General features: G+C 40.0%; 24 protein-coding genes. 9 read left to right on the top strand and 15 right to left on the bottom strand.

Annotated features, from left to right (window positions below; all coding sequences use genetic code 11):
* Genes BKK54_RS09135 through BKK54_RS09145 form a run of 3 tightly spaced genes read right to left on the bottom strand, consistent with a single transcriptional unit; the run spans position 1 to position 3,540 of the window.
* On the bottom strand, positions 1 to 888 hold the full coding sequence (locus BKK54_RS09135; RefSeq protein WP_077542776.1) for an ABC transporter permease subunit: 888 nt from the start codon (positions 886 to 888) through the stop codon (positions 1 to 3).
* The gene (locus BKK54_RS09140) at positions 878 to 1,843 is read right to left on the bottom strand and encodes an ABC transporter permease (protein WP_077542777.1); all 966 of its coding nucleotides are present in this window, start codon (positions 1,841 to 1,843) and stop codon (positions 878 to 880) included. Before BKK54_RS09140 ends, BKK54_RS09135 begins: the two co-directional genes overlap by 11 nt.
* Positions 1,843 to 3,540 carry an ABC transporter substrate-binding protein gene (locus BKK54_RS09145; protein ID WP_077542778.1) on the bottom strand — a complete coding sequence of 566 codons (1,698 nt, stop codon included), beginning with the start codon at positions 3,538 to 3,540 and terminating at the stop codon, positions 1,843 to 1,845. Before BKK54_RS09145 ends, BKK54_RS09140 begins: the two co-directional genes overlap by 1 nt.
* Positions 3,541 to 3,700: 160 nt before the next feature.
* Here BKK54_RS09145 and BKK54_RS09150 point away from each other — a divergent pair, with 160 nt between their 5' ends.
* Positions 3,701 to 5,143, top strand: a complete 1,443-nt coding sequence (locus BKK54_RS09150; RefSeq protein WP_077542779.1) for a YcjX family protein — start codon at positions 3,701 to 3,703, stop codon at positions 5,141 to 5,143.
* Position 5,144: 1 nt separating this feature from the next.
* On the opposite strand, the gene BKK54_RS09155 is transcribed toward BKK54_RS09150, so the two are convergent.
* Complete coding sequence (locus tag BKK54_RS09155) at positions 5,145 to 6,026, bottom strand: VirK/YbjX family protein (RefSeq protein WP_077542780.1); 882 nt, start codon at positions 6,024 to 6,026, stop codon at positions 5,145 to 5,147.
* An 80-nt stretch (positions 6,027 to 6,106) separates the two neighbouring features.
* Here BKK54_RS09155 and BKK54_RS09160 point away from each other — a divergent pair, with 80 nt between their 5' ends.
* Positions 6,107 to 7,165, top strand: a complete 1,059-nt coding sequence (locus BKK54_RS09160) for a TIGR01620 family protein (RefSeq protein WP_077542781.1) — start codon at positions 6,107 to 6,109, stop codon at positions 7,163 to 7,165.
* Between the two features lie 43 nt (positions 7,166 to 7,208).
* Here BKK54_RS09160 and BKK54_RS09165 read toward each other — a convergent pair whose 3' ends face one another.
* From BKK54_RS09165 to cls, 5 genes are all read right to left on the bottom strand, one after another.
* Positions 7,209 to 9,299, bottom strand: a complete 2,091-nt coding sequence (locus tag BKK54_RS09165) for a TonB-dependent siderophore receptor (RefSeq protein WP_077542782.1) — start codon at positions 9,297 to 9,299, stop codon at positions 7,209 to 7,211.
* A 32-nt stretch (positions 9,300 to 9,331) separates the two neighbouring features.
* A complete protein-coding gene (fhuB, locus tag BKK54_RS09170) occupies positions 9,332 to 11,305 on the bottom strand; it encodes a Fe(3+)-hydroxamate ABC transporter permease FhuB (RefSeq protein WP_077542783.1) in 1,974 nt (657 codons plus the stop codon).
* Positions 11,299 to 12,189 carry an iron-siderophore ABC transporter substrate-binding protein gene (locus BKK54_RS09175; RefSeq protein ID WP_077542784.1) on the bottom strand — a complete coding sequence of 297 codons (891 nt, stop codon included), beginning with the start codon at positions 12,187 to 12,189 and terminating at the stop codon, positions 11,299 to 11,301. Before BKK54_RS09175 ends, fhuB begins: the two co-directional genes overlap by 7 nt.
* Before the next feature lies 1 nt (position 12,190).
* Entirely contained in the window at positions 12,191 to 12,955 is a 765-nt protein-coding gene (locus BKK54_RS09180) for an ATP-binding cassette domain-containing protein (protein WP_077542785.1), read from the bottom strand.
* Positions 12,956 to 13,032: 77 nt separating this feature from the next.
* Complete coding sequence (cls, locus tag BKK54_RS09185; RefSeq protein ID WP_077542786.1) at positions 13,033 to 14,493, bottom strand: cardiolipin synthase; 1,461 nt, start codon at positions 14,491 to 14,493, stop codon at positions 13,033 to 13,035.
* A gap of 18 nt (positions 14,494 to 14,511) precedes the next feature.
* On the opposite strand from cls, the gene BKK54_RS09190 reads away from it, so the two are divergent.
* The 4 genes from BKK54_RS09190 to BKK54_RS09205 all read left to right on the top strand — a co-directional run bounded on the left by BKK54_RS09190 (position 14,512) and on the right by BKK54_RS09205 (position 18,825).
* Positions 14,512 to 15,156, top strand: a complete 645-nt coding sequence (locus tag BKK54_RS09190; RefSeq protein ID WP_077542799.1) for a TIGR01621 family pseudouridine synthase — start codon at positions 14,512 to 14,514, stop codon at positions 15,154 to 15,156.
* Between the two features lie 126 nt (positions 15,157 to 15,282).
* The gene (locus BKK54_RS09195) at positions 15,283 to 16,923 is read left to right on the top strand and encodes a phosphoethanolamine transferase (protein WP_077542787.1); all 1,641 of its coding nucleotides are present in this window, start codon (positions 15,283 to 15,285) and stop codon (positions 16,921 to 16,923) included.
* Positions 16,924 to 17,238: 315 nt separating this feature from the next.
* On the top strand, positions 17,239 to 18,042 hold the full coding sequence (gene xthA, locus BKK54_RS09200; protein ID WP_077542788.1) for an exodeoxyribonuclease III: 804 nt from the start codon (positions 17,239 to 17,241) through the stop codon (positions 18,040 to 18,042).
* Positions 18,043 to 18,051: 9 nt separating this feature from the next.
* Positions 18,052 to 18,825 carry a TIGR01619 family protein gene (locus BKK54_RS09205; protein WP_077542789.1) on the top strand — a complete coding sequence of 258 codons (774 nt, stop codon included), beginning with the start codon at positions 18,052 to 18,054 and terminating at the stop codon, positions 18,823 to 18,825.
* Between the two features lie 130 nt (positions 18,826 to 18,955).
* Here the strand turns inward: BKK54_RS09205 and BKK54_RS09210 are convergent, their stop codons facing one another.
* From BKK54_RS09210 to cysS, 6 genes are all read right to left on the bottom strand, one after another.
* A complete protein-coding gene (locus tag BKK54_RS09210; protein WP_077542790.1) occupies positions 18,956 to 19,618 on the bottom strand; it encodes an NAD(P)H-dependent oxidoreductase in 663 nt (220 codons plus the stop codon).
* A gap of 455 nt (positions 19,619 to 20,073) precedes the next feature.
* The gene (rpsI, locus tag BKK54_RS09215) at positions 20,074 to 20,466 is read right to left on the bottom strand and encodes a 30S ribosomal protein S9 (RefSeq protein ID WP_077542791.1); all 393 of its coding nucleotides are present in this window, start codon (positions 20,464 to 20,466) and stop codon (positions 20,074 to 20,076) included.
* A gap of 16 nt (positions 20,467 to 20,482) precedes the next feature.
* Positions 20,483 to 20,911, bottom strand: a complete 429-nt coding sequence (gene rplM / locus BKK54_RS09220; protein WP_077416350.1) for a 50S ribosomal protein L13 — start codon at positions 20,909 to 20,911, stop codon at positions 20,483 to 20,485.
* A 264-nt stretch (positions 20,912 to 21,175) separates the two neighbouring features.
* Positions 21,176 to 21,628, bottom strand: coding sequence for a ClpXP protease specificity-enhancing factor (locus BKK54_RS09225; protein WP_077542792.1), 453 nt, complete (start codon positions 21,626 to 21,628; stop codon positions 21,176 to 21,178).
* On the bottom strand, positions 21,628 to 22,266 hold the full coding sequence (sspA, locus tag BKK54_RS09230) for a stringent starvation protein SspA (RefSeq protein WP_077542793.1): 639 nt from the start codon (positions 22,264 to 22,266) through the stop codon (positions 21,628 to 21,630). Before sspA ends, BKK54_RS09225 begins: the two co-directional genes overlap by 1 nt.
* Before the next feature lie 220 nt (positions 22,267 to 22,486).
* Positions 22,487 to 23,866: a cysteine--tRNA ligase gene (gene cysS, locus BKK54_RS09235; protein WP_077542794.1), complete on the bottom strand. Its 1,380-nt coding sequence runs from the start codon at positions 23,864 to 23,866 to the stop codon at positions 22,487 to 22,489.
* A 105-nt stretch (positions 23,867 to 23,971) separates the two neighbouring features.
* On the opposite strand from cysS, the gene BKK54_RS09240 reads away from it, so the two are divergent.
* Genes BKK54_RS09240 through BKK54_RS09250 form a run of 3 tightly spaced genes read left to right on the top strand, consistent with a single transcriptional unit; the run spans position 23,972 to position 25,686 of the window.
* Entirely contained in the window at positions 23,972 to 24,481 is a 510-nt protein-coding gene (locus BKK54_RS09240) for a peptidylprolyl isomerase (RefSeq protein ID WP_077494940.1), read from the top strand.
* A gap of 58 nt (positions 24,482 to 24,539) precedes the next feature.
* Positions 24,540 to 25,331 carry a TatD family hydrolase gene (locus BKK54_RS09245; protein WP_077542795.1) on the top strand — a complete coding sequence of 264 codons (792 nt, stop codon included), beginning with the start codon at positions 24,540 to 24,542 and terminating at the stop codon, positions 25,329 to 25,331.
* A gap of 46 nt (positions 25,332 to 25,377) precedes the next feature.
* Complete coding sequence (locus BKK54_RS09250) at positions 25,378 to 25,686, top strand: hemocin immunity protein (protein WP_167366624.1); 309 nt, start codon at positions 25,378 to 25,380, stop codon at positions 25,684 to 25,686.
* Positions 25,687 to 25,770 lie beyond the last annotated feature (84 nt).

Genomic DNA, 25,770 nt, shown 5'->3' on the forward strand with positions numbered 1-25,770 from the left:
TTATTGATAATATTGGTTAATAGCTTTGCATAAGCCGTTAGTAAATACAATGCTTAACAAAATCGTAATGATGATTGCAAAGCCGGGGAGTAATACTGTCCAAGGGGCGAGGTAGATGAGCTCTAGAGAGTCTTTAATCATTGCCCCCCATTCAGGCGTTGGGCGTTGTGCACCAAGGGAAATAAAGCTTAAGGCGCTAATATCTAAAATTGTGACAACAAATGCCCGTGAAATTTCCTGAATATAGGTGACGGTAATGTTGGGTAAAATCGTACTACGTAGCAATTCACTGTTTGAAATTCCGTCCAATTTTAGCATCATCACATATTCTTTTTTCAATTCTTGTTGAATCGCACGATAAATGGCGTGAGTAAAGTAGGGAAGTACAGCCAATAATGTGGAAATCACAGCATTCATCAAGCTTGGTTCCATAAATGTGGAAATGATGATCGCAATGAGTAAAATGGGGATAGATAAAAAAGCATCAAAAATATGCCCAAGGAAACGGGCTTTAATGCCACCGGACATTCCAGCCCAAATGCCTAGTGCCCCCCCGATAATGGCGGCGAGGATAACCACGATGAGGGATGATCCTAGCGTATAGCTTGTGCCGATAATCACCCGACTTAGTACATCGCGGGCAAGGTCGTCTGTCCCGAAGAAAAAGGCGATCTGTCCTTTTTCTACCCATGAAGGGGGCATTAATTCTTGCCCGACAAATTGCATACTCTCACTATATGGTGCGATAAGGGGAGCGAAAAGTGCGGTTAAAATTAACAGAAAAAAGAGGTAAAAGCTCATTAAGGCAAGGCGATTTTTTCGAAACTGTAACCAAATTTGATAAATCGATGCACTTTCACGAAATTCGTCCGGTTCTTTATCTTGCATACCAACCTTTCTTATTAAATGGATCGAGAATAAACATCACAGTTTTGGCTAAGGTATCAATTGTAATAATACAAATGCCTAATACAATGACACCGGCTGAAATGCTGTTGTAATCTTGGATGCTTACCGCATCAATGAGCCAACGCCCGATACCGGGCCAACCGAGAACGGTTTCTACCAGCATACATTGGGTGATGACTAAGGTGAATACGCGTGTAATTTGTGGCACGAGTAATGGAAAGGTATTGCGAAAAACATATTGTTGCAAAATTTTCCATTTTGACCATCCACGGGTGACGGCTGTTTTGGTGTAATTTTGTTGAAGAATATATTCTGCCCGCTGTTGAATTGTCCGAATGATTTCCATGGTTGGTAAAATACAGAGTATGAGTGTTGGGAGAGCGAGATGTTGTAATACGCTTTGTACGATTTTTGTGCGATAAGGTACATCAATAAACCATACATCAATCACAGGAAAGCCGGTAATCGGTTGGATTTCATAGAGCAAATTATATTGTCCGATTGCGGAGATTTCCCAGTGATAAATCGCAGACATATAGAGCAAAATGGGTGCTAGCCAAAAAATCGGAATAGATAAGCCCACATAAGATAAGGTTTGCAAGGTTTTAGAAAAAACACCCTGATTATTGACCGCACTTAGAATACCAAGTGGAATACTTAAAATGAAGGCAAGCAATAGAGCAGTAAAACACAGCTCTAATGTGGGGGGTAACACCGTAAAAATAAGAGATTTTAGTGATTGCCCACCATTATAAGTAATTCCCAAATCCCCTTGTAATAAGGCTCTGAGATAATGAAAATAGCTAGCCAAAATGTTATTTTGGATGAACTCGGCATTAAGCGGATCACGCATTAAAATAGCAAAACTGATGATTGTTAAAATAAATAATAACAGTGTAACCCAAAGGAGATGACGCAATGCTGACCACAACATTATTTTTTCTCCTTAGTAAAATAAAGCATTGAAAAATTTATGCTGCCAAAAGGGCTCATTTGCACCCCTTTCACATTGTTATTGGCAACTAAAAAACGCTTTGCATTGGCAATAGGGATAATTGGCAGCTCTTCTAGCACGAGGTTTTGAGCGAGGTTGTAGTTTTTAGCGCGTTCATGTAATTGTGTATCAGTGAGTGCTTTATCCATTAGGCTATTAAATTTAGGATGACACCAGTTGGATAAATTGGTCATATCACCTTTCGTTTCACAGCTTAAAATTGGGCGCATAAAACCATCGGGATCTAAGTTTCCGGCAAGCCAACCGGTGAGAATCATATCGTAATCTTCTGCTTTTTTGTTCCGTTGTTCTAGTAAAAATGTCCGTGTCACCGAGCGCACATTAACATTTACCCCTGCTTGTGCCAAATCCCATTTGATCAATTCCGCCATTTTTAGGGGGGAAGGATTATACATTTGTTCTTCGTTAAGCACCCACATATTGAGCTGTAAATTTTTGTTTGCCAGCACGTTTTGGGCGTGTTTTGGCGAATAATCAAACTCAAATTCAGGTGTATTAATATCCGATGCCCAAGAAATATTAGGAATAATATTGTTCGCAACCGTAGCTGTATTGTGATAAATATTGCGGACAATGCGTGCCCGATTAATACTTTGAGAAATGGCTTGGCGAATTTGAGCGTCCCGCATAAGCGGTTTATTAAAATTAAACGCAAGATAGGAAAGATTCATCCCCTCAGCGGACTGTAAATAATAGCGCTCGTGATTATCATGCAATAAACCCAATTGGCTCACTTCCGGATAAGCAGCAATTTGGCATTCATTATTGAAAAATTTAGTTAAGCGTGCGGTGCGCTCGGTGGATAAATCAACCAAAATATGCTTAATTTTGGCATCTTTGTTCCAATAATTTTCGTGACGTAACAAACGGACATATTGATTATAGACGTAATCTTGTACTTGATAGGGCCCTGTACCGACAGGGTGGCTGTCTAATTGGGTGAGATTATCGTCAGCACTTAGCTGATAAGCATATTCTTGTGAAAAAATAATGGCATATTGGCTGGCAAGATGCGACAAAATAGAGGAATCAGGTTCAAATAATTCAATTTTTATTTTATAAGGATTCACGGCGGTGATGGACTTAATTTTTTGATTTAATCTAATACTATCAAAATAGGGGAAACGCACTTTTTTCGCTTGTTCATGAAATATACGATATTGTGGATTTTTACTATGTTCAGGATTGTCTTGATTTAAAATAGGTAAATAGGTGTCATGCCCTAAGACACGGTTGATAGAAAATATGACATCTTCTGCATTAAAATCACGGGTAGGCGTAAACCACGGTGTGTGATGAAATTTAACCCCTTTACGTAAATTAATGAGGATTTCTTTGCCATCGGGCGAGATAGTGTAAGATTGTGCTAAAGATGGCGTGACAGTGGCACTGTGGTTTTTAATTTCAAACAGCTTGTTGTAAATTTGTTCTGTTACCACATTCATACTGGTGCCGGCATCTGCAGTTTGCGGATTAAACGAAAATCCTGAGGAATTCGTGCAATAAATTAAACCATTTTCTGTAAGGCTGAGCGGCACACGCGGTGCCGCTTGAACTTGGTTAAATAAGCTCACATTTAACAGAATACAGAAAAATATCAGATTTTGGCGTAACATAATGAATGTGTTATGGTAAATTATGCTGTAAATTTTAAGATATATTAGTCAAAATGGCTAGACGCTGCTTTTATTGAATATATTGAATTGTTGATCATCAAAAAATGATGAGATTATTGTCATCTTTAATCCGCAATTGTCGAATTTATCCTAGATCCTCATGTTTAATTCTATACATCAAGAACTCAACCAAATAATTAATCGCGGATTTGACCGCACTTTACGCCTTGCTGTCACAGGGCTGAGTCGTAGTGGCAAAACCGCTTTTATCACCAGCCTCATCAATCAATTATTGTCTGTTAATCAAACCTCAAGGAATCCTTTACCGTTATTGGAAGCGGCGAGAAACGGCACAATTATTGCTGTCAAGCGTGTTCCGCAACAAGACTTGAGTGTGCCACGTTTTGATTACGAAGCGAATCTTAGTGCACTTTCCCAACAACCGCCACAATGGTGTCAATCGACACGAGGGGTGAGTGAAACACGCCTCGCCATTCGTTTTCAGCGTCAAAGCGGTTTATTACGCCATCTGAAAGAACGAGGCACACTTTATTTAGATATTTTTGATTACCCGGGGGAATGGTTGCTTGATTTACCTTTGTTACATTTGGATTTTGAACAATGGTCCTTAGAACAAAAGCAAATTCATCAAGGAATGCGGGCGGCGCTTGCCCAACCTTGGTTGGATGAGGTAAAAAAATTAGATTTAAGTGCGGTCGTAAATGAAGATGTTTTAGCAAAACTGGCAAACATTTACACGGCGTATCTTCATCAATGTAAAGCTCAGGGGATGCAGTTTATTCAGCCGGGACGGTTTGTTTTAGCGGGGGAATTGGAAGGCGCACCGGTATTGCAGTTTTTCCCTTTATTGCATCTTACACAAGAGCAATGGAGAAGCCTTAAAAAAGAGGCAAAACCAAATAGCTATTTTGCCGTATTGAATAAACGCTATGATTATTATCGCAATCGTATTGTGAAAGGGTTTTATGAAAATTATTTTTCGACATTTGACCGCCAAGTGATTCTGGCGGATTGTTTAACACCGCTGAATCATAGCCGACAAGCTTTTTTAGAGATGCAGACGGGGTTAAATCAGTTATTCAAAAATTTTCATTATGGTAAACGGCATTTTCTGAACCGTTTATTTTCTCCACGGATTGATAAATTGATGTTTATTGCGACGAAGGCGGATCATATTACCACTGACCAAATGCCGAATTTAGTGAGCCTAATGCGGCAATTGGTTCAAGAAGGCGGTCGCCATGTGGAATTTGAAGGCATCGAAACGGAATACACGGCAATTGCCGCAATTCGTGCAACGAAACAAGTGATCGTCAATCAAAACGGTAAACAGATGAAAGCGGTTCAAGGCGTTCGGAGCAAAGATAAGCGATGGATTACCCTTTATCCGGGCAGTGTGCCGAGCAAATTACCAAGCCAAGAATTTTGGCAAAATCAACCGCACTTGACGGAAAAGGAAGGAAAACCGGTGCTGTTTGACTTTGACAGTTTTGATCCGCAACCCCTTGAACAAGGTGAGGCGATCCCCCATTTGCGCATGGATGCCGTGTTACAATTTTTGCTAGGGGATCGGTTTGATTAGGTTAGCTAAAATGGATTGCAATCTCAGAGGTCAGTCGATCCAGCATTTCGTAACGTTTACGATACATTGAGCGTTTTTTACTGGCAATGTCTTCTAAGGGTTTGCGTTCAATATTAAGGGGGAGTTGCCAATAACGATCTTGATAAATGCCTTGGTTTTCTTGCCAAAATTCATCGTAGTTAAACAAGATTTTACTTCGTGCGGAGAGGCGATATTTACCTTGAAATTTATGTGGAATACCGACCAAATCACATTGCCAATGTTTCGCCAACTCACGGAATGCATGCATCAACATAAACATCGGACGAATGCCGTGTAAATCTTTCGTTGCTTGCTTGATTAATTCCTGTGAATTTCCATGGCGAGGGCCCTGCATAGAGGCAATCAGCAATTGATTTGGTGATAAAAAAGTAAATGAGGCATCATAGATGCGTTCATCATTTTTATTGCGAATATTCAGGGCAAAATAACCTTCAAAAGGATCGATAAAATTTAAACTTAAATTGAGAGAAAGATCGTCAGTTAATTGGCTCAACAAAACAACTTGCTCCTTAAGTAAGGCAGAGCAGAACGGCAAGCCCCATTTTTCTTCGGCAAGTTGTAAATGCTGTGTGATTGCACTAAAACGTTGCGGCGCGGAAAAACGTTTATCGCAATAAGTGGTTAAAAGCGGATTAAAACGATAATAATCTTGTGTAAAAAGTGGTTGCCATTGTGTATTTTTATTGAGAAATTCAATGAGTTGATGACATTGTTTGCGGAACATTAATGTATAGGCATAATAGCGAAGTCTTTCACGTAATTGTTTTGCTAATGGACGGTCTTTTGAATAGGGATACATTTGGACGTAAGTTGGGAATGAAATTTTAGTTTGTGTTGTCATGTGATATTTATGGTGAATGTGAGTGTCATCGTCATGTCTCAATATGATGACCAAGAATAAGAAATAGGACGTATTTTATAATGGAAAAGCAAATTTTCAACCAATATGATGAACCTTTAGCAGAAAGTTTCCAGCCAAAACAAGAATTTACTGATGTGGAAACCATTGAAGATGAACCTTTAGAAGGGGAATGGCTTGACGAACAATTTAATCAGGCAATGAAACCAAAATCAAAAGGTTGGAAAAGGCTGTTGAAATTGACCGCACTTTTATTCGGTGTAGCAACGGTGGCGCAATCTGTTCAATGGATTTGGGATAGTTTTCAAAATCACCAATGGATTTATTTTGCATTTTCCCTTGTCGGTTTGGTTGTTGTGTTGTTTGGCGTAAAAGAGATTGTGGGTGAATGGCGGCGTTTAGTCTATCTGAAAAAACGTGAAAAATTACAGCAACAAAGTCGATTATTCTGGCAGAAAAGTGCGGTCAAAAATGCAGATGTTTTTGCAGCTGATGGTGAACAAGGTAAAAAACTTTGCTTGGAAATGGCAAAAGGTTTGCAATTAGATGAGCAATCGCCTGCCATTGTTCAATGGCAAAGCCTGCTGAATGAGGCGTATTCCGCACAAGAGGTCGCCCAATTATTCAGTCAAAATGTGCTGAAACCTTTTGATCTCAAAGCGAAAAAATTGATTAGCAAAATGGTGGCAGAGTCTGCCGTGGTCGTGGCGATTAGCCCGCTTTCCGTCGTGGATATGTTTTTTGTGGCATGGCGGGGTATTAGGTTAATCAACAAAATTGCAGATATTTATGGGATTGAACTCGGTTATTTTGCCCGTATTCGTTTATTGCGTATGGTGTTGGTGAACATCGCCTTTGCCGGTGTCACCGAAGTGGTACAAGAGGTTGGTATGGATTGGCTTTCGCAAGATATTACAGCGAAACTTTCCGCTCGTGCGGCACAGGGGATCGGTGTGGGGTTATTAACCGCACGTTTGGGGGTAAAAGCGATGGAATTTTGTCGTCCGCTTGCTTTCCAACCCAAAGAAAAACCGAAACTTTCCCATATTCAAAAAGAACTTTTGACCACAATAAAAGAGGTGGTATTGAATAAGAAAGTGAAGGAAAAGGAATTAATGTGATAAAAAATGCGCGTTATTTGACAAGATAACGCGCATTTTTGTTTTAGAACTTGTAAGTTAAGCTTGCGTTCATTTTACGTTCTTGCCCGTAATAGCAATAGTAGTCACAAGAGGCGATATAACGGCGATTACCAACGTTATCGACATTTACTTGTGCAATCCAGTTTGGCGTAATTGCATAACGCGCCATGAGATCAACAACCGTGTAAGAGGGTACTTGTACATGAGAGTAAAGCGAGCCTTTTGAGGTAACGCTATGACCGTTATAACGTAAACCGGCTCCTAATGTTAAGCCGTTAAGTGCTCCCTCGTTAAATGTGTAGTTCGTTCTTAATGCAAAGACATTCGTTGGAATTGATGGTCTGCGAACCTTTTCGCCAGTGGCGTTATCTTTGGTTTCGGATTTAGTATAGGTGTAAGCGAGAGCAAGATTCCAGTTAGGCGTGATACTTACATCGGCTTGCAGTTCAAACCCTTTGCGATATACGTTGTCATCTTGGGTTGTTGTGCCAACACCGTTCATTCTTAATGCGCCATTATCTTTCGCACGGAAACCGGCTACGCTAATTACGCCATCCAACCAGGTTGGTAGATATTTCACACCTAATTCATATTGTCGGGTGATTTGCGGATCATAAAGGCGTTCATTACCGGAAAGACCGACTGGAATGCTAAAAGATTCACTATAACTAAAATAAGGGTTAATTCCATACGGTGCTTCATACATGAAAGAACCGGAGTATGAAGTATGGTTGTTTTTCACCGTTTGAGATGACGTATATTCATCTTGTTTTGCTTTATCGTGACGAATACCCAAACCTAAAACGTATTTTTCAGCGATACGGGCTTGATTTTGTAAATATAAGCCTAATTGGCGGGCTTTAATGTGTGTTAGCGTACCAACCGGAGTAGCGGATTGCCCCCAGTTTTGATGATAATTGGCTAAATTAGCGGAATAAGCCAAAGCGTATTGGCTATATAAAGCATCAACTTTTGCGTGACGATAATCCATACCAATACTTAGGGTGTTTTTTAACCAAGTATTTTCATATTCCCAATTAAGGTGATTATCCAGCGTATGGGTGATCATTTTGCCGTTGTTGTAAACCGTATTGCCACTGACCATATAGTTATTCGCACTTGGTGCAACAGGGGCAAATGTTGCCGAGTATGCGGAAGGATAAATATATCCGCCACGGTGGTAGTTTTGAATGTGTGAATAGCTATAACTTGAATAACCTTTTAAGCCATTAGCAAAATCATGATTGAATTCATAACCAATACGGTATTGGCGATTGGTTTCCGTGTCATTTAATGGATCGCCAAAGTTTACATTACGACTGTAATAGCCACCGTTAGGTAATGGGCGGAGCGTTCCTTCTTGCGGATAAAAGTTTGAACTTGGGATGCCGTGATCGCGTTGATAGCCGGCTAAAATGGTTAAATGTGTTCGATCGGAAATGTCCCATTCTAAGGTGGGGGCGATATAGAAGGTTTCATTTTCGGTTTTATCCCAATCACCATCACGTGTGCCGTAACTTAATACGCTACGAAGACGCACGGAATCATCGGCATTTAACCCGACAGTATAATCTACCCCGATGCCATATTGATTTTTATTGCCGGCCGTTAGTTTTACCTCTCCTTTACCCACTTGTTCTTTGTGTGGGCGTTTGGTGACATAGTTAATTAAACCACCCGCTTGCGCCGCACCAAAGGTCATTGAATCCGCCCCTTTTGTAACTTCAATCGCTTCTAAACCAAAGGTCTCGACCTGCGGTGTAAAGAAACCGTAAGAAAATGTCGGTAAACCATTAACGGCTTGCGTTACTTCCGCACCACGAACGCGGAACCAGTTAGTATTGGTGTCGGAACCGTAGATTTGATTGGCAAATCCAGCTTGATAACGGCCAATTTCATCGGCTTTCAGTACGTCTTGTTTATCCAAATCTTCACGTGTGATTGCTACGGCAGATTTAGCTTGATAAACCGGTACTTCACCCATTCTAAACATAGAACCGCCCGTCACGGTGATTTCATCCAATTCTTCCACTTTTTGCTCTTCGGCATAAGCAGAATTCATGGCAAAAATGACCGCACTTGTTAGTGCGCTGTAAACAAAGGTTTTCTTCATGTTGAGTCCTCTATGAAGGTGAATAAATTAAGTTAAACTTTTCGCATCATTAGTAAAAAATAAGTGCCGCCCACTAAGGTGGCGACCAACCCCGCAGGGATTTCGTAAGGGAATAAAATTTGTCGTCCGATCCAGTCGGCGATCAGCATAATGGTGCTGCCAAGCAGTGCGGAAATCAGTAATTGTTGCCGTGCTTTATACACCCCTAAAAAATGGCTTAAGTGCGGCACAAGCAAACCGATAAAGCTCAACGGGCCGATCATGAGTGTGGCAAGTGCGGTTAAAAAGGCACTAAAAATAATCAGTATCCATCGAGTGCGTTTGATGTTCAAACCAAGGGCTTGTGCCATCGGCGTTTGAAGCGATAATAAATCCAGCCAACGACTAAAAATTAAACTTATCGCCAATAATACTAATGTTAATAGAATAAAGGGTATGGCAAGATTCGGATCAGTATTTTGTGTTGACCCCGAAGTCCAGCTGATGAGTTGATTCGCACGTGGATCACCACTGGCAATGGCAAGACGTTGCAGCGTGTCGAATAGTGCGGAGAGGCTGATCCCTGTTAGTAACACTTTTTCCGGCAGCATTCCATTGCGTTGGTTGATGGTGGCAAGAATCATTAAGGCAATCAACGCACCGCTGATACAGGCAAGCCAAAACCAAATGGTTTGTTGTGCGGAAAAAATAAAGAGTAAGGCGAGAATTCCTATGCTTGCGCCTGATGACACGCCAAGTAATTCGGGGCTTGCCATTGGGTTTAAGGTTAAACGTTGTAATAACACGCCTGCTACGGAAAGCAAAATTCCGGCACAAATGGCGATCAATATGCGTGGATAACGTAAGACAAAAATCTCCCAATCAAAGGCATTATCGGGAACGAGGAATTTCCATTGTGCATGGAATGCGTCTTTGCCGAGACAAAGAGCAACAAGTAAACTGACCGCAAATAAGGCAATAGTAAAGCGGGTAAAGTGCGGTTGATATCGGAGAAGTTTTTGGGGGGGGGCGTCTGTCAAACGTCCGCTATGAGGTAGTGCACGGAACATCAACCAAAGTAATAACGGTGTGCCAAGCAGAGCCGTGACTGCACCGGTCGGCAGACTGATTTGATAATAGAAATTGATGATTTGTAAGACTAAATCGGTGATCGCCAACAACAATGCACCGATGATAAAGGCTGAGATTAATTGCCAAGTTAAGGTGCGAATTCCCAGTTGGCGTACGATGGTGGAGGCGGATAATCCCACAAAACCGATCATGCCCACTGCGCTGACAACGGAAGCGATTAAATAAGCACTGACAGCCACGCCGATAAAGCGGAGTTTTCCTACCGGTACGCCAAGGCTTTTGGCGTTACTGTCATTTAAAGCAAGAATAGTGAGCGGGCGACGTAATGCAAAAATTAGGGCAAAGCTCACCGCACTTTGCACCAATAATAATTGGCTGTCACGCCAACTTTCTTGAACTAATGAGCCTGCCCCCCATTGTGCCAAACCCCGTGATTCTTCAGGGTAGAACAACATCATCATAGCGGTGAAAGATCCAAAATACAGGTTCACCACAAGACCGGCTAAAATTAATAATAACGGTGACATCATTTTACGCATGGCAAGGGTCATCACCAATAACAGACTTAATGCCGCACCGGCGAGAGCAATAACGCTTGAACCGTATTCCAATAACGTCGGGGCAAAAATTGCCACCAAAAATAGGCTGAATTGCGCACCGCTGTTAATACCCAGTGTGCTGTCGGAGGCGAGCGGATTTCCCATGACTTGTTGTAATAAGAGACTGGCGAAGGCGAGGCTTCCTCCGGCAAGTAGGGCAATGGTGATACGTGGAAGGGTATAGCTTTGTATTAACAATAAATCAAGATTATCGGTAAAACGAAAAAGATCAAAAACACGATATTCAATAGGAAGTTGCACACTCAATAAGAAACCGCTAAGCACAATGAAAATGCCGATTAACACCGGCGTTAAAGCCAAACCTCGATTTACCATGTTTCACCGCCCTGTAATAAGCCATTGGCAAAAATCGTGATAAAGCGTTCTGCGGAAGGTAAGGCGCCAAATGTCCAAACAGCCGGTAGAATCAAGGGTTCTTTCGCCATCGGTAAATGCTGCCATAAGGTATTATGCGTGAGTGCCGAGGCAATATTATTCGGATAAGGCTTAATCACCACAAAACGGGTATTTGGGGGTAATTTTGCCAGTTCGGTAATTTCGATATTTTGAAATCCCCAATCATTCACTTTGTGTGAATAGGCATTTTGAAAGCTAAGTTGCTGAATCACCGCACCGAGCAAACTGTTTTCGCCATAAATGCGTAAATGGCGTGTATCAATAAATTGTACCAAAGCCACAGGGCGATCTGTAAAAGGCATTAAGTGCGGTCGATATTCAGCAATTTTTTTCTCATAGTTTTCAAGTAAGCTGTGTACGGCTTGTGGTTTGCCTATGATATTACCGATTTGTTGGGTTGCCGCTACAAGGTTATGCCAAGCATTTCCTTCTTTGTAAAATTCCACGTTATAGACTTTTCCATAAGCGGATAATTTCTCATTCAACGCCGCATAAAAATGGCTGTGAATAAACGTCAGCGGTTGTGCATTTAGGGAATGTGACAAGGTTGAAATCAGTTCAAAATTAGGCTGTAAACGCACACCTAAATCAACCGTATTGTGAGGCAATTTGGGTTCCATTACCCAAGTTTGATAGCTTTTTACATCGCCCACGGCAAGGGGCGGTTCGCCTAGTGCTATTAAGGTTTCAGCCACCGACCAATCCACCGTCGCATAGCCGGCTTGCGATTCGCCTGCCGACACCTGGAGACTGCCGAAAAGTGCGGTTAAAATAGTGAATGTTTTTTTAATAAAGTTAGGCATATTAATAAAAACTCACAGGACGATGGGTTTCGGGGTGTTCGATCACATTGAGTTCAATGCCGTAAATTTGTTGTAATGAGGTGGTATTGACAATATCGTGGGCATTGCCTTGTGCTAATAATTTTCCACTGTGTAATGCCACTAAATGATCACAAAAACGGGCGGCAAGGTTGATGTCGTGAATCACAATAACCACGCCTAGGTTTAATTCACGGCTCAGCTGGTGAATGAGTTGCATGACTTCTACCTGATGAGCAATATCTAAGGCGGCTAAGGGTTCGTCAAGTAATAAAAATCGGCTTTCTTGTGCCAATAACATGGCAAGCCAAATTCTCGAACGTTCACCACCGGAAAGGGTATCGACCAATTGATCGGCAAATTTTTCGGTATGGGTCAGTTGCAACGCTTTGGTGACAGCTTGTCTATCCGCCTCTCTTTCACGCCCAAACAACCCATTCCACGCATAACGTCCCATCGTGATCAATTCTTTTGCTGTCATATTGGTGGCTTGTGGCAAATGTTGCGGTAAATAAGCCACCTGTTTGGCAAAATCCCGACTATTCCAATGTTGAATAGTGCGATTATTTAACAAAATGTCACCACTCGAGAGGGATTGTTGCCGTGCCATGAGTTTGATTAATGTTGATTTACCGGAACCGTTATGCCCAATTAGCCCATAAATCTTACCGCTTTCAAAAGAAAGGCTTGTGGGGTGGAGTAAGGTACGCTGGGGAATAGAAAATGAAACTTGCTGAAGTTGAAACACAAATTACCCGAGAACAAACAACAAAATTGGTTTTATTCTATGTGAAAATTATTCTTATTTCAACTTCTCCATACCACTCACAGCAATGGACTGAATAAAAAGAACAAGCGTTCAATAATGCGGTTATAGAATGGTCGGGAGCGCCATTTTTCGCTGTCTAGAGGGGCTGAATTGGCAATATAGCTCTCATGTAAAATTGAAACTTCATTGGCAAAGGCAAGATCTTCTACGGCAAGTGCCAGTTCAAAATTCAAGAAGAAACTGCGTAAATCCATGTTCATTGTACCGACTAAGGCGAGTTTATTATCAACCAGAACACTTTTGGTGTGTAATAAACCTGCTTTAAATTCATAGATTTTAACGCCGGCAGCAAGGAGATCGTCAAAAAACGTACGGCTTGCCCAACCCACCATTAGGGAATCATTTTTCTTCGGTAGGATAATTGAAACTTCTACGCCCCTTAAGGCGGCAATGCGTAACGCTTCGGCAATACTGTGACTTGGCACGAAATAGGGGGAGGTGATGACAATGCTTTCTCTAGCGGCATAAATTGCCAAGGCTAAACTTTGCGGAGCAAGATCATCGGGGAATGCAGAGCCGGTGGCGATAACTTGAACGGAGTGAGTGTCATAATCATCAATTGGCACAAGCGGACAATTTGGTAAAGATAATGGCAATTCAACGCCGGTTTCAATTTCCCAATCCCAAGCGTGTAGGCTGTTTAACACGGCCGAAACCGCGCCGTTAACCCGCACCATAATATCCACCCAATTTCCAACTTTGCTGTTTTGTTTAAAAAAAGCAGGATCGACCATATTCATACTGCCGGTGTAGGAAATTTGATTATCAATGACAATGATTTTGCGATGTTGGCGTAAATCAATCCGACTAAAAAACATCCTAAATAGATTGACATAAAGGGTTTCGACAATTTCGATGCCTTGTTTGCGTAACGCCCGACATGCTTTACTTTTGAGAAAAGGGCGACTTCCTACGGAATCCAATAAAATGCGGATTTCTACCCCTCGTTGTTTGGCATCCAACAAGGCTTGGCTGACTTTTTCTATCATGCCTTGGTTCGACCAAATATAAAACACCATATTTATGGAATGCTGTGCTTGTTGAATATCTTTGATAATGCTGTGAATAATGCTTTCGGGGGTATCTAGAATATGCAACTCATTGCCTTTGATACAAGGAATGCCGAGGCGTTGATAATTCAAATCAAAGAGCGGTCGGTATTGTCGATTTTTTGGCATACCGACAAGCGAAGATTGTTGTGATAAATGAGCCAACCATTTACTATATTTCGGGTGTAATGTTTTGAACGCCTTAGCACGTTTTGTACCTAATTTTATCTCGCCAAAAACCAAATAGGCAGCGACACCGATAAGCGGTACTAAATAAATGATCATCAGCCAAGAAAGCGTGGCAGAAACCGCCTGTTTTTTTACGAGTAAACGCAAGGTAACAGAAATCACTGATACCCAAACTATCATTGGGGCAATATAAACCAGTATAATATGTTCAAAACTCATAAAATTTTAACCGCACTTATGGAATTCGAGATTCTTTATCAACATCGTGATTTTATCATTATTTATAAACCTTGTGGCGTAAGCGTACATAAAGATCGGGAAACCGTTGGTCTCACCACGCAGGTGGCGAATCAACTGGGTATGGCGCAAGTGTGGTTGGTACATCGATTGGATAAAGTCACTTCAGGATTATTAATTCTTGCCTTAAATGCAGAAAGTGCGGCTGAATTTTCGCGACTTTTTGCCGAACATAAAATACAGAAAACCTACCTCGCATTAAGCCATCAAAAACCGAAAAAGAAACAAGGCCGGATTATCGGTGATATGAAAAAAGCCCGTAATGGTGCGTGGAAACTTTGCCAAAGCAAAGAAAATCCTGCGATAACCCAATTTGAAAGCGTTAGTTGCGAACCGAATTTACGTTTGTTTATTCTCAAACCCCAAACCGGCAAAACCCATCAATTACGGGTTGCCATGAAAAGCTTGGGCAGCCCGATTTTAGGTGATGAGCTCTATGGCAAAAACACGGCTGAAATTGACCGCACTTATTTACATGCCGCAAGGTTGGAATTTGAATTTCACGGTGAGAAATTTGACGTGAAAGCCATGCCGAAAGAAGGGGAATGGTGGCGGAGGGAGGCTGTACAAAGAATGATTTTGTGATGTGAACAAAATACTAAGTTCTAATGGACTAGAATGAGCGAGGATGAACTTTAAATATTATAAGATTGTCTTAGGGGAACTCTGTATTATTTGCTTAGCGTCGTGTTTAGATTAAATGAGGTTTTTATGCGATTCTCACAATATATTTTTAGAAAGTTTTTTCTTTCATCAACCGCACTTATTGCTTTAGTTTCACTTTATTTTACACTGGTTTTAAATTATCAATTCTATCAAACCGTATTAAAACTCCATCCTTTTACAGGTAATTCTGAAGACTATTTTTTATTTACTGTCCCATTTTTTGTTTTCTTTACGCTCAATGCCGCATTTCAGCTCATTAGTTTACCCATTCTACATAAAGTGATTATTCCATTGCTTTTAGTCATTGGTGCGGCAATTAGTTATCAGGGGATTTTCTTTGGTATTTATTTTGATAGTGATCAGCTGAATAATGTTCTTCAAACGAACGTTGCGGAAAGTTCTAGGATGATCACTCCCGTTTATTTGCTATGGATCTTTATTTTAGGGGTTATTCCTGCTTGGTTATATATTTGCACACAAATAAATTATCGTCGTTGGTATAAAGAAATCTTGATTCGTTTAGGAATGATTGTACTTTCTTGCGTGGTTGTGATCATTATTGGGAAATTTTACTATAAGGATTATGCGGCATTTTCACGTAATAATAAGGAAATTGTGCATTTGATTGTGCCGTCGAATTTCATCGGCTCAACAATAAAGTTGGTGAAGAAAAATTATCAAGCGAATTTACCATTTACAGAAATTGGGACGGGGGCGTCTGTCGAGAAACCGGATATATATCGTCATGTGACTATCTTAGTGGTAGGGGAAACGACACGAGCACAAAATTGGGGATTGAATGGTTATGCTCGCCAAACTACACCAAAATTGGCAGCTCGTAATGATATTATCAATTTTAAAAATGTTTCAAGTTGTGGTACGGCAACGGCAATTTCCGTGCCCTGTATGTTCTCTCGCTATACCCGTTCTGATTACAATGCGACGAAAGCTGCACATGAAGATAATTTATTAGATATTTTACAGCGTGCTGGTGTTGATGTTTTATGGCGTGATAATGATACAGGCTGCAAAGGGGTATGCGAACGTGTTCCTACACAAAATCTGACGGAATTAAATTTACCTGAATATTGTAAAAATGGGGAATGTTTAGATGAAATTTTATTAAAAGATTTGGATAAGGAATTGAATAAGTCGGACAAAGATACAGTGATTGTATTACACACTATTGGTAGTCATGGTCCAACCTATAATGAGCGTTACTCCAAAGATTTTGAGCAATTTACACCAACTTGTGAAACTAATGAAATTCAGAAATGTTCAAATGAACAATTAGTGAATACTTATGATAATGGTATTCTTTATATTGATAATTTGTTAAATGAAGTAATCAAACTTCTAGAAAAAAGAACAGATTGGGAAAGTACTATGCTATATGTGTCCGATCATGGCGAAAGTTTAGGTGAAGACGGTATTTATTTGCATGCAACACCTTACGCTATTGCCCCGGTTTATCAAACTCGAGTTCCTATGGTGATGTGGTTTTCACCGGCATGGGTAAAAAATGAGGGATTTGACTTGAATTGTTTACGTAAAAATGCTGAAACCCAAGAATATTCTCACGATAATTATTTTCACACGATTTTTTCAATGTTAGATATAAAAAATGATTTAAATATTTACGATAAAAAGCTTGATATTTTGGCACAGTGTAAAGTTAGGAACTAAATTTGATTTATATAATAACATTGGGGGTAACGTGTTGATAATTTTGGAATGCTAGCCAGTGAAAGATATAGTTATTTTACATTCATTAAGCATTATCTACGGAAAGTAGATCAATGTAAGAAACTACAATGTATTGTACAGGTCTTTAAGTCTTTGATGTGGAAGGTGTTATGTGAATATCTTTGCTAAGGATAAAGTCTAGAAACATAAATTCTGTAAGAATTAAAGACCTTGAAATTTAGATAGGGGAGAATTTGGCGAGATTCTGTATAATACACCGCACTTTCTCCCTCTTTCTTACAAACAGGAACTTAAATGAAATTTATCTCTTTTAATATTAATGGGTTACGTGCACGTCCGCATCAATTGGAGGCGGTGATTGAAAAATACCAACCGGACGTGATTGGTTTACAGGAAATTAAAGTGGCGGATGAGGCTTTTCCTTATGAAATCACAGAAAATTTGGGGTATCACGTATTTCACCACGGACAAAAAGGGCATTATGGTGTGGCGTTATTGACCAAACAAGAGCCGAAAGCCGTTCGCCGTGGTTTCCCGACGGATAATGAGGATGCGCAAAAACGGATTATTATGGCGGATTTGGAAACGGATTTTGGTTTATTGACGGTGATTAACGGCTATTTCCCACAAGGCGAAAGCCGTAGCCACGAAACCAAATTTCCGGCAAAAGAAAAATTTTATGCAGATTTGCAACGTTATTTAGAGCAAGATCACGATAAAGCTAATCCGATTTTAATCATGGGGGATATGAATATTAGCCCGACAGATTTAGATATTGGCATTGGTGAGGAAAGCCGTAAACGTTGGTTGCGTACCGGAAAATGTTCTTTCTTACCTGAAGAACGTGAGTGGTATCAGCGCTTATATGATTATGGCTTAGAGGACAGTTTCCGCAAATTAAACCCAACAGCAAATGATAAATTCTCGTGGTTTGATTACCGTTCAAAAGGCTTTGATGATAATCGTGGTTTACGCATTGATCATATTTTGGTAAATCAAGTATTAGCAGAACGCTGTGTTGATGTTGGTATTGCTTTGGATATTCGGGCAATGGAAAAGCCTTCTGATCATGCACCGATTTGGGCGGAATTTAAATAGGACGAAAACATGGATATGGCAAATTGGCAGAATTATCGTTCTATGGTTAATGACATGCCTGCTGTGTTTACCGCAAACATTGAAAATATCGATCAATTTCATGGTAAAAATTGTAATAGCATTGTGCAATTTGCTATTAGTTATGACACTGATGAAAGTGGGCTTCCGTCAGAAGGGGAATATGATAAGCTTATTAATCGTATATTCAAAATTTTGGCACAATTGACCGCACTTCCGAATGTATTTTTTGCCGGACATTTTATTTGTAATGGACAGGCTAAAATGCATTTTTATTGCGAACATTCCGAGCTGTTACTTGAAACCTTATCGCAAATTGATTTTGTGGAAGAGGTGAGTGTTCAAGAGGATCCCAATTGGGATACTTATTTTGATTTTTTACTTGCTTCTCCCCTTGAGATAAAAATGAACGCCACTGAAGAATTGTTAGGCTTATTGCAAAGTAAAGGGCGTAATTTAAGTGATACTTATTTGGTCGAACATAGTTTTCATTTTGATGAAGAACAGAAAATGTTTCCTTTTATGGATGAATTGAGCTTAGGGGATTATTCCTTCGTGACATTGCAATATTCCGCACAACCTATTCAGTTTAATGAAGATGATGAGCCTTATTATCTGGTGAAGCTTGAGCAAGAACTCGCCCTTGATAATGGTGAGATTTTTGAACTGGTCGAAAAATTTGAAAAATTAGCCCAACAATTTATGGGAGATTATATTGGTTGGGAATGCGATAGTCTGATGGATGATAGTAAGCAATTAAATTGATGTACTTTGTAGGGACACACTGCGTGTGTCCACTTATAACATATTGAAATAATTTGATTTTATAACGGACACATGCAGTGTATCCCTACAAAATAAATACAAATTGAATCTGTGTAAGATAATACTGGGATTATTCTACCCAAGTGACAATTTCATCCATCGCTTTACGGGATTTCTTTGTAATATCACGGGCTCGGTAGCCAAATGTTGCGGCAACGGATACGCCATATTCATTCGGATCAAACAAGCCTTCTTCAGCAAGCGCCTGATTCATTAAGTCATAATGGAAGCCTTCAATCGGGCAGGAATCAATTCCCATCGCCGCCGCACCGGTCAGCATATTGGCTAGGGCGATGTAAGTTTGTTTACTACACCAGTCGAATAAAGTGCGGTCACTTTCCAACAATTTCATATCGTTTTCTTGCAAGGTTTTATATTTTGCTAACGCTTGTTGCTGCTGTTCTTCCGTCAGCCCTTTACGAACCATCACATCAACAAAAAACGGGCTATCATAACGCGCGTTTTTCTTCGCCAGTAAAACCACCAGATGACTACAATTGTCCAACTGATTCATCATACCCCAGCTAAATGGCTTGATTTTATTTCTTAACGCTTTGTTCTGAATCACTAAGAGTTTCCAGGGCTCTGATCCCACAGAACTCGGGGAAAGGCGTGCACATTCCAAAATGGCGTGGAAATCTTCGTCACTGATTTTTTTACTCGGATCGTAATAGCGGGTTGAACTGCGTTGATGAAGAAGCTCGATAACTTCTTGAGCGGTAAGTGTTACCATGATTTTCCTCTTGATTAAAGTCAAAAACGGTCACTATTTTACGTTTTTCTTATTGAATCTACAAATATAGAAAATGTTACCGGTTTTAGAGCAAGGCTGTTTTTTATATTGCATGGGAGGAAATTAATACTGAGTTGTTTAATTTTTACTCTGATTCTGAACACATCAATATTCTTTATAGTTTTCTTGATTTGAATCTACCGGAATGATGAGGGCAGGGGAAATAATAGGAATGTGAGATTTCAGTCAGATTTTTTGATGATAGGGAGAGAGAACACTATGGGATATTATGGTAACAGAAATCTCAATGCAGAATTCAAGTAATTCTTATAGAGCATTTTTATCGTGCTGATAGAGGAATTGAAAAAATAGAAAAAGGTTGGTAAAACCAACCTTTCTTGAATAAACTCTTGATACATAAGGATAAATATCCGTAAGTATAACGAGTTTCCGTATTAACGTTTGGAGTATTGTGGACGACGACGTGCTTTGTGTAAACCCACTTTTTTACGTTCAACGCGACGTGCATCGCGAGTAACGAATCCAGCAGCACGGAGTGCTGGGCGTAGGGTTTCATCGTATTCCATCAATGCACGGGTAATACCGTGACGGATTGCACCCGCTTGACCTGAAATACCACCACCTTTTACAGTGATATATAGATCTAATTTGTCTGTTAATTCAACCAATTCTAACGGCTGACGTACTATCATTCGTGAAGTCTCACGACCGAAGTAAACGTCTAATTCACGTTGGTTGATAGTGATTTTACCACTGCCCGGTTTGATAAATACACGAGCTGAAGAGCTTTTGCGGCGACCTGTGCCGTAGTTTTGATTCTCTGCCATATCCTAAACCTCGTGATTAAATATCTAAAACTTGTGGTTGCTGTGCTGCGTGTTGGTGTTCTGAACCTGCATACACTTTTAATTTACGGAACATTGCTCGGCCTAATGGACCTTTTGGCAACATACCTTTAACCGCAATTTCAATCACTGCTTCAGGACGGCGTGCGATCATTTCTTTGAACGTGGCTTGCTTGATACCGCCTACATAGCCAGTGTGCCAGTAGTAAAGTTTATCAGTTTCTTTACGACCGGTTACCGCTACTTTGTCTGCATTGATCACGATGATGTAATCACCGGTATCTACATGTGGCGTGTATTCAGCCTTGTGTTTACCACGAAGACGACGTGCTAATTCAGTCGCTAAACGACCTAAAGTTTTACCTGTCGCATCTACTACGTACCAGTCGCGTTTAACCGTTTCTGGTTTTGCTACAAAAGTTTTCATTAATTAATTACCAAAAAATTAGTTTGATACCCAGTGTTCTAATGAACACAACCAGTAATCTGAATCAGCACCCCTTCGAGTGTGATCTTGATAAAATAATGCACGATGGGAATTCGTGCATTTACAGGGTCTGCGTATTATACATATTTTTCAGACAAATGCTAATTTTTTATACTTATCATTTATAACTTTACTGAATGAGAGATTGACCCCTCTTAATCGTTCAAATAAGTATAAATTATCGCATTTGAGCTGTTTATCAGTCTAGTCAACGATTCTTAGATGAGACGTTGGTTTAGGCAAAGATTTTTTCTTTGTTGTTTTTGGGGGAACAACGGCTTCAGTGAAATTATTAGGTTGATCTGTATCTGGTTCTTTATTCAATTCATCATAAATGACTTCCGGCTCAAACATCACGCCATCACCGTTTTCACGTGCGTAAATAGCAAGTGCTGCGCCCATAGGAATATAAAGTTCTCGTGACACCCCTTTGAAACGCGCATTAAATTGAATGAAGTCATTTGTCAGTTGCAAATTACCCGTGGCACTAGCAGAAAGATTAAGTACGATTTGTCCGTCCTGAACATATTCAAGTGGCACATTTACTCCCCAATAAGTGGCATCAACCACTAAATAAGGTGTAAAGTTGTTATCGACTAGCCAGTCATAATAAGCTCGTAACAAATAGGGGCGCTTTGGTGAAGATTTATATTCCATTATTTATCATCCATTAAATTTTTAGGTGCTGCTTCCCCAACGGATTGTAAAAACGAATCACGACTAAATACGCGATCCATGTAACCTTTTAATGCTTTGCTACCCGCTCCGGTAAATTCTACGCCAAACTGTTTTAATTTCCACAATAATGGTGCAACATAGCAATCAACCAAACTGAATTCTTCACTCATAAAATAAGGCATTTGTTGGAAGATAGATGAAGTTGCCAATAATTCTTCTTTTAGCTGTCCAAGTGCTTCCGCTCGTTCAGTTTCATTGCCTTTTTCTGCTTTCATTAAGGTTGGATACCAATCTTGTTCAATACGTAACATTAAAAGACGGGTTTTACCACGTGCAATGGGGTAAACAGGCATAAGTGGAGGATGAGGAAAACGCTCGTCAAGATACTCCATAATAATACGTGAATTAAATAACACTAAATCACGATCGACTAATGTTGGTAAAGAACCATAAGGATTTAATTCCATTAAATCTTCTGTTAATGCCTGTGGATCAACTTCTTCATTTTCATAAGCTACGCCTTTTTCTGCTAACACAATTTTCACTTGATGGCAGTAAATGTCATCTTTATTTGAGAAAAGTGTCATAACAAAACGTTTACTTGATGCATTGGACATTGATTCCTCCGAAGATCCAAATTAAATAATAAGAGTTTTTGAAAGGGTTGGTATTCTACCATAAGCAAGAATGAAAAAGCCAAGGAAAACTTATTTTTGATTTATATTCAGTAAGTTAGATACAAAATACTATTTAAATGATATGAAAAAACGGAGGAAAAACCTCCGCTTTATTCGCTTAAAAAATATCTGATTTAACAATATTATTTATCTTTCATCGTTATTGTTTACGCCAGCTAGTTCCATTTGGCCGATCTTCTAATATAACTCCCATCGCATTTAATGCATTTCGGGCTTCATCAGCCGCTCCCCAGTTCTTGGCGGCTCTGGCTTCATTGCGTTGTTGGATCAATGCCTCGATTTTAGCGACTTCATCATCGTTTGAACCTGCCTGTAAAAAGGTTTCCGGATCTTGTTCCAATAGTCCCAGAATTTGAGCTAATTCTCGTAAACGTGCGGCTAATCCATTGGCTTTTTCCATCGCTTCAGATTTTAATTTATTCACTTCACGTGCCATTTCAAATAACACAGAAATGGCATTTGGTGTGTTGAAATCATCATCCATCGCATCACGGAATGCTGCGACAAAATTTTCTCCGCCAAAAGCGACCGCACTTTGATCTGTTCCCCGCAATGCGGTGTATAACCGTTCCAATGCACCATGGGCTAAATTGAGGTTTTCCTCACTATAATTGAGTTGGCTGCGATAATGGGCGGATAATAAGAAATAGCGTACTGTTTCCGCATCATAATGATTAAGCACATCACGAATGGTGAAGAAATTGCCAAGAGATTTCGACATTTTTTCTTTATCCACCATAATCATACCGGAGTGAATCCAATAATTGACGTAATCGCCACCGTGGGCACAGCAAGATTGGGCAATTTCATTTTCATGGTGAGGGAACATTAAATCAGAGCCACCGCCGTGAATATCAAAATGTTCGCCTAACTGCTTACTGTTCATCGCTGAACATTCAATATGCCAGCCCGGGCGACCGGTACCCCAAGGTGATTGCCAACTCGGCTCGTTCTCTTTTGACATCTTCCACAGCACGAAATCCATCGGATTTTTCTTCACGTCAGAGACATCAACCCGTGCGCCGGCCTGTAATTGTTCTAAATCTTGACGGGATAATTGACCGTATTCTTTGAAGCTTTCCACATCAAACATCACATCGCCGTTTTGAGCCACATAAGCGTGTCCCCGTTCAATCAATCTTTCAACGATCTCAATAATTTCAGGAATATGATGAGTCGCTCTTGGTTCAAAATCCGGACGTAAAATATTCAAGGCATCAAAATCCTTGTACATCTCAGTAACCATACGATCAACTAATTGTTCGCAGCTTTCTTGATTTTCTAATGCTCGCTTAATGATTTTGTCATCTACATCGGTAATATTACGTACATAAGTTAAGTTATAACCTAAATAACGTAGATAGCGGGCGATCACATCAAAGGAAACAAACGTTCGTCCATGACCGATATGGCATAGGTCATAAACCGTGACACCGCACACATACATTCCCACGTTATTTTCGTGAATAGGTTTAAAAATTTCTTTTTCTCGGGTTAGGGTATTGAAGATTTTTAGCATTTTTTTCTCGGATAAAAATTGATATTGAAACTGACCGCACTTTTATAGCACTTATTGGCTATTTATGGAATAATGGCGTCCTTTAAATTTCATAGGGAAATCAAAATGGTTATTTTACACACAAATTTTGGCGATATTAAACTGGCATTAAATGCAGAAAAAGCACCAATCACAGTAGAAAACTTCTTAACTTATTGTAAAAATGGTTTTTATGATAACACAATTTTCCACCGTGTTATTGATGGATTTATGATCCAAGGTGGCGGTATGGAAAGCGGTATGAAAGAGAAAAATACCAATGCGCCAATCCAAAATGAAGCATCAAATGGATTGAGCAATAAGCGTGGTACGATTGCTATGGCTCGCACTTCCGATCCGCATTCGGCAACAGCACAATTTTTTATTAATGTGGCGGATAATACGTTTTTGGATTATCGTTCCAAAGAAATGTTCGGCAAAACTGTGGTGCAAGAATGGGGCTATGCCGTGTTCGGTGAGGTAGTTGAAGGTATGGACGTCGTGGATAAAATCAAAGGCGTGAAAACCGGCAATAAAGGTTTCCACCAAGACGTGCCGAAAGACGATGTGGTGATTAATTCTGTTACTGTAGAATAATGAAGGAAACCTGAGCTTTGTCTCAGGTTTTCTCCTTTCATTTCAAAGCGGATATATTATGCCTTTTTTCGATACTCATACTCACCTTGATTATTTACAGCAATTCACCGGCGAGCCTCTTTCTCAATTAGTGGAAAATGCCAAGCAAGCCGGTGTACAAAAAATTTTGATTGTTGCTGTGCTTGAACGGGATTTCAAAACAATCCAAAAAATGGCCGCACTTTATCCTGAAAATTTATATTATGGGCTGGGTTTGCACCCACTTTATATTAAAGAACATTCAGAAAAGGATTTATCCCTGTTGGAACAAGCGTTAGAACAGCGTGATAAAAATGGTACAGCGGTGGCGGAAATTGGTTTGGAACGAGCGATCCCCGATTTATTGACGGACGAACTTTGGCAAAAACAATGTCATTTTTTTGAAAGTCAGCTTTATTTAGCGAAACAATTTAATTTACCCGTAAATATTCACAGTCGAAAATCTCATGATCAAGTGTTTACCTTTTTAAAACGTATTTCATTGCCTAAATATGGCGTGATACATGGTTTTGCAGGCAGTTACGAACAGGCTAAACGGTTTGTGGATTTGGGCTATAAAATCGGTGTAGGCGGTACGATTACTTATCAACGGGCGAATAAAACCCGCCAAGCCATTGCAAAATTGCCTTTGGATACCTTGGTGTTGGAAACGGATTCCCCCGATATGCCGGTGTTTGGTTTTCAGGGACAGCCAAATCGCCCAGAGCGGATTATTCAGGTATTTCATTCCTTATGTGAGCTAAGGAATGAGGAATTCGATCAAATAAAAGAGGTTATTTGGTGTAATAGTAATAAATTATTTGGGAGATAATAAGATGGGTGTTTTAGGACCGCATGAAGGGAGAGAATTAGAGTTGATGTTAAATCATCAAAAAGAGATTGCTTTATTTTACACCGATGCTGAGGTGCCGGAGGATTTTTTCCCTTATTTAGAGAATAAGACCTTTGAACTAAAAACGATTAATTTAAAAACATCACTGGGTGATTTTTCCTATTACTTAATATACCGACCGGAACATATAGAAAAAGCAGAGGAATTAAGCTCGGTTTTGTTGAAAAGTTACGATAAGTTTGATCCTGATTTAGAAAGAAAAATCGGGAAATTACTTGGTTATAGTGATGATGATATTGAGTTCTATATAAACCATTGGTTAAAATCGACATAGGAAAATGTATTATATGTAATAAAATAGTTTCATTGCAGTGTAACGCTATGGAGAAATATCATTTTGTCAGTCAGTCAGTCAGTC

It is taken from the genome of Rodentibacter genomosp. 1, from assembly GCF_001999285.1.
Classification (GTDB): domain Bacteria; phylum Pseudomonadota; class Gammaproteobacteria; order Enterobacterales; family Pasteurellaceae; genus Rodentibacter.

Bases quoted from the DNA above. Each gene is read 5' to 3' on its own strand.
- BKK54_RS09135 (WP_077542776.1), bottom strand. From the start codon at position 888: ATGCAAGATAAAGAACCGGACGAATTTCGTGAAAGTGCATCGATTTAT.
- BKK54_RS09140 (WP_077542777.1), bottom strand. From the start codon at position 1,843: ATGTTGTGGTCAGCATTGCGTCATCTCCTTTGGGTTACACTGTTATTA.
- BKK54_RS09145 (WP_077542778.1), bottom strand. From the start codon at position 3,540: ATGTTACGCCAAAATCTGATATTTTTCTGTATTCTGTTAAATGTGAGC.
- BKK54_RS09150 (WP_077542779.1), top strand. From the start codon at position 3,701: ATGTTTAATTCTATACATCAAGAACTCAACCAAATAATTAATCGCGGA.
- BKK54_RS09155 (WP_077542780.1), bottom strand. From the start codon at position 6,026: ATGACAACACAAACTAAAATTTCATTCCCAACTTACGTCCAAATGTAT.
- BKK54_RS09160 (WP_077542781.1), top strand. From the start codon at position 6,107: ATGGAAAAGCAAATTTTCAACCAATATGATGAACCTTTAGCAGAAAGT.
- BKK54_RS09165 (WP_077542782.1), bottom strand. From the start codon at position 9,299: ATGAAGAAAACCTTTGTTTACAGCGCACTAACAAGTGCGGTCATTTTT.
- fhuB (WP_077542783.1), bottom strand. From the start codon at position 11,305: ATGGTAAATCGAGGTTTGGCTTTAACGCCGGTGTTAATCGGCATTTTC.
- BKK54_RS09175 (WP_077542784.1), bottom strand. From the start codon at position 12,189: ATGCCTAACTTTATTAAAAAAACATTCACTATTTTAACCGCACTTTTC.
- cls (WP_077542786.1), bottom strand. From the start codon at position 14,493: ATGAGTTTTGAACATATTATACTGGTTTATATTGCCCCAATGATAGTT.
- BKK54_RS09190 (WP_077542799.1), top strand. From the start codon at position 14,512: ATGGAATTCGAGATTCTTTATCAACATCGTGATTTTATCATTATTTAT.
- BKK54_RS09195 (WP_077542787.1), top strand. From the start codon at position 15,283: ATGCGATTCTCACAATATATTTTTAGAAAGTTTTTTCTTTCATCAACC.
- xthA (WP_077542788.1), top strand. From the start codon at position 17,239: ATGAAATTTATCTCTTTTAATATTAATGGGTTACGTGCACGTCCGCAT.
- BKK54_RS09205 (WP_077542789.1), top strand. From the start codon at position 18,052: ATGGATATGGCAAATTGGCAGAATTATCGTTCTATGGTTAATGACATG.
- BKK54_RS09210 (WP_077542790.1), bottom strand. From the start codon at position 19,618: ATGGTAACACTTACCGCTCAAGAAGTTATCGAGCTTCTTCATCAACGC.
- rpsI (WP_077542791.1), bottom strand. From the start codon at position 20,466: ATGGCAGAGAATCAAAACTACGGCACAGGTCGCCGCAAAAGCTCTTCA.
- rplM (WP_077416350.1), bottom strand. From the start codon at position 20,911: ATGAAAACTTTTGTAGCAAAACCAGAAACGGTTAAACGCGACTGGTAC.
- BKK54_RS09225 (WP_077542792.1), bottom strand. From the start codon at position 21,628: ATGGAATATAAATCTTCACCAAAGCGCCCCTATTTGTTACGAGCTTAT.
- sspA (WP_077542793.1), bottom strand. From the start codon at position 22,266: ATGTCCAATGCATCAAGTAAACGTTTTGTTATGACACTTTTCTCAAAT.
- cysS (WP_077542794.1), bottom strand. From the start codon at position 23,866: ATGCTAAAAATCTTCAATACCCTAACCCGAGAAAAAGAAATTTTTAAA.
- BKK54_RS09240 (WP_077494940.1), top strand. From the start codon at position 23,972: ATGGTTATTTTACACACAAATTTTGGCGATATTAAACTGGCATTAAAT.
- BKK54_RS09245 (WP_077542795.1), top strand. From the start codon at position 24,540: ATGCCTTTTTTCGATACTCATACTCACCTTGATTATTTACAGCAATTC.
- BKK54_RS09250 (WP_167366624.1), top strand. From the start codon at position 25,378: ATGTTAAATCATCAAAAAGAGATTGCTTTATTTTACACCGATGCTGAG.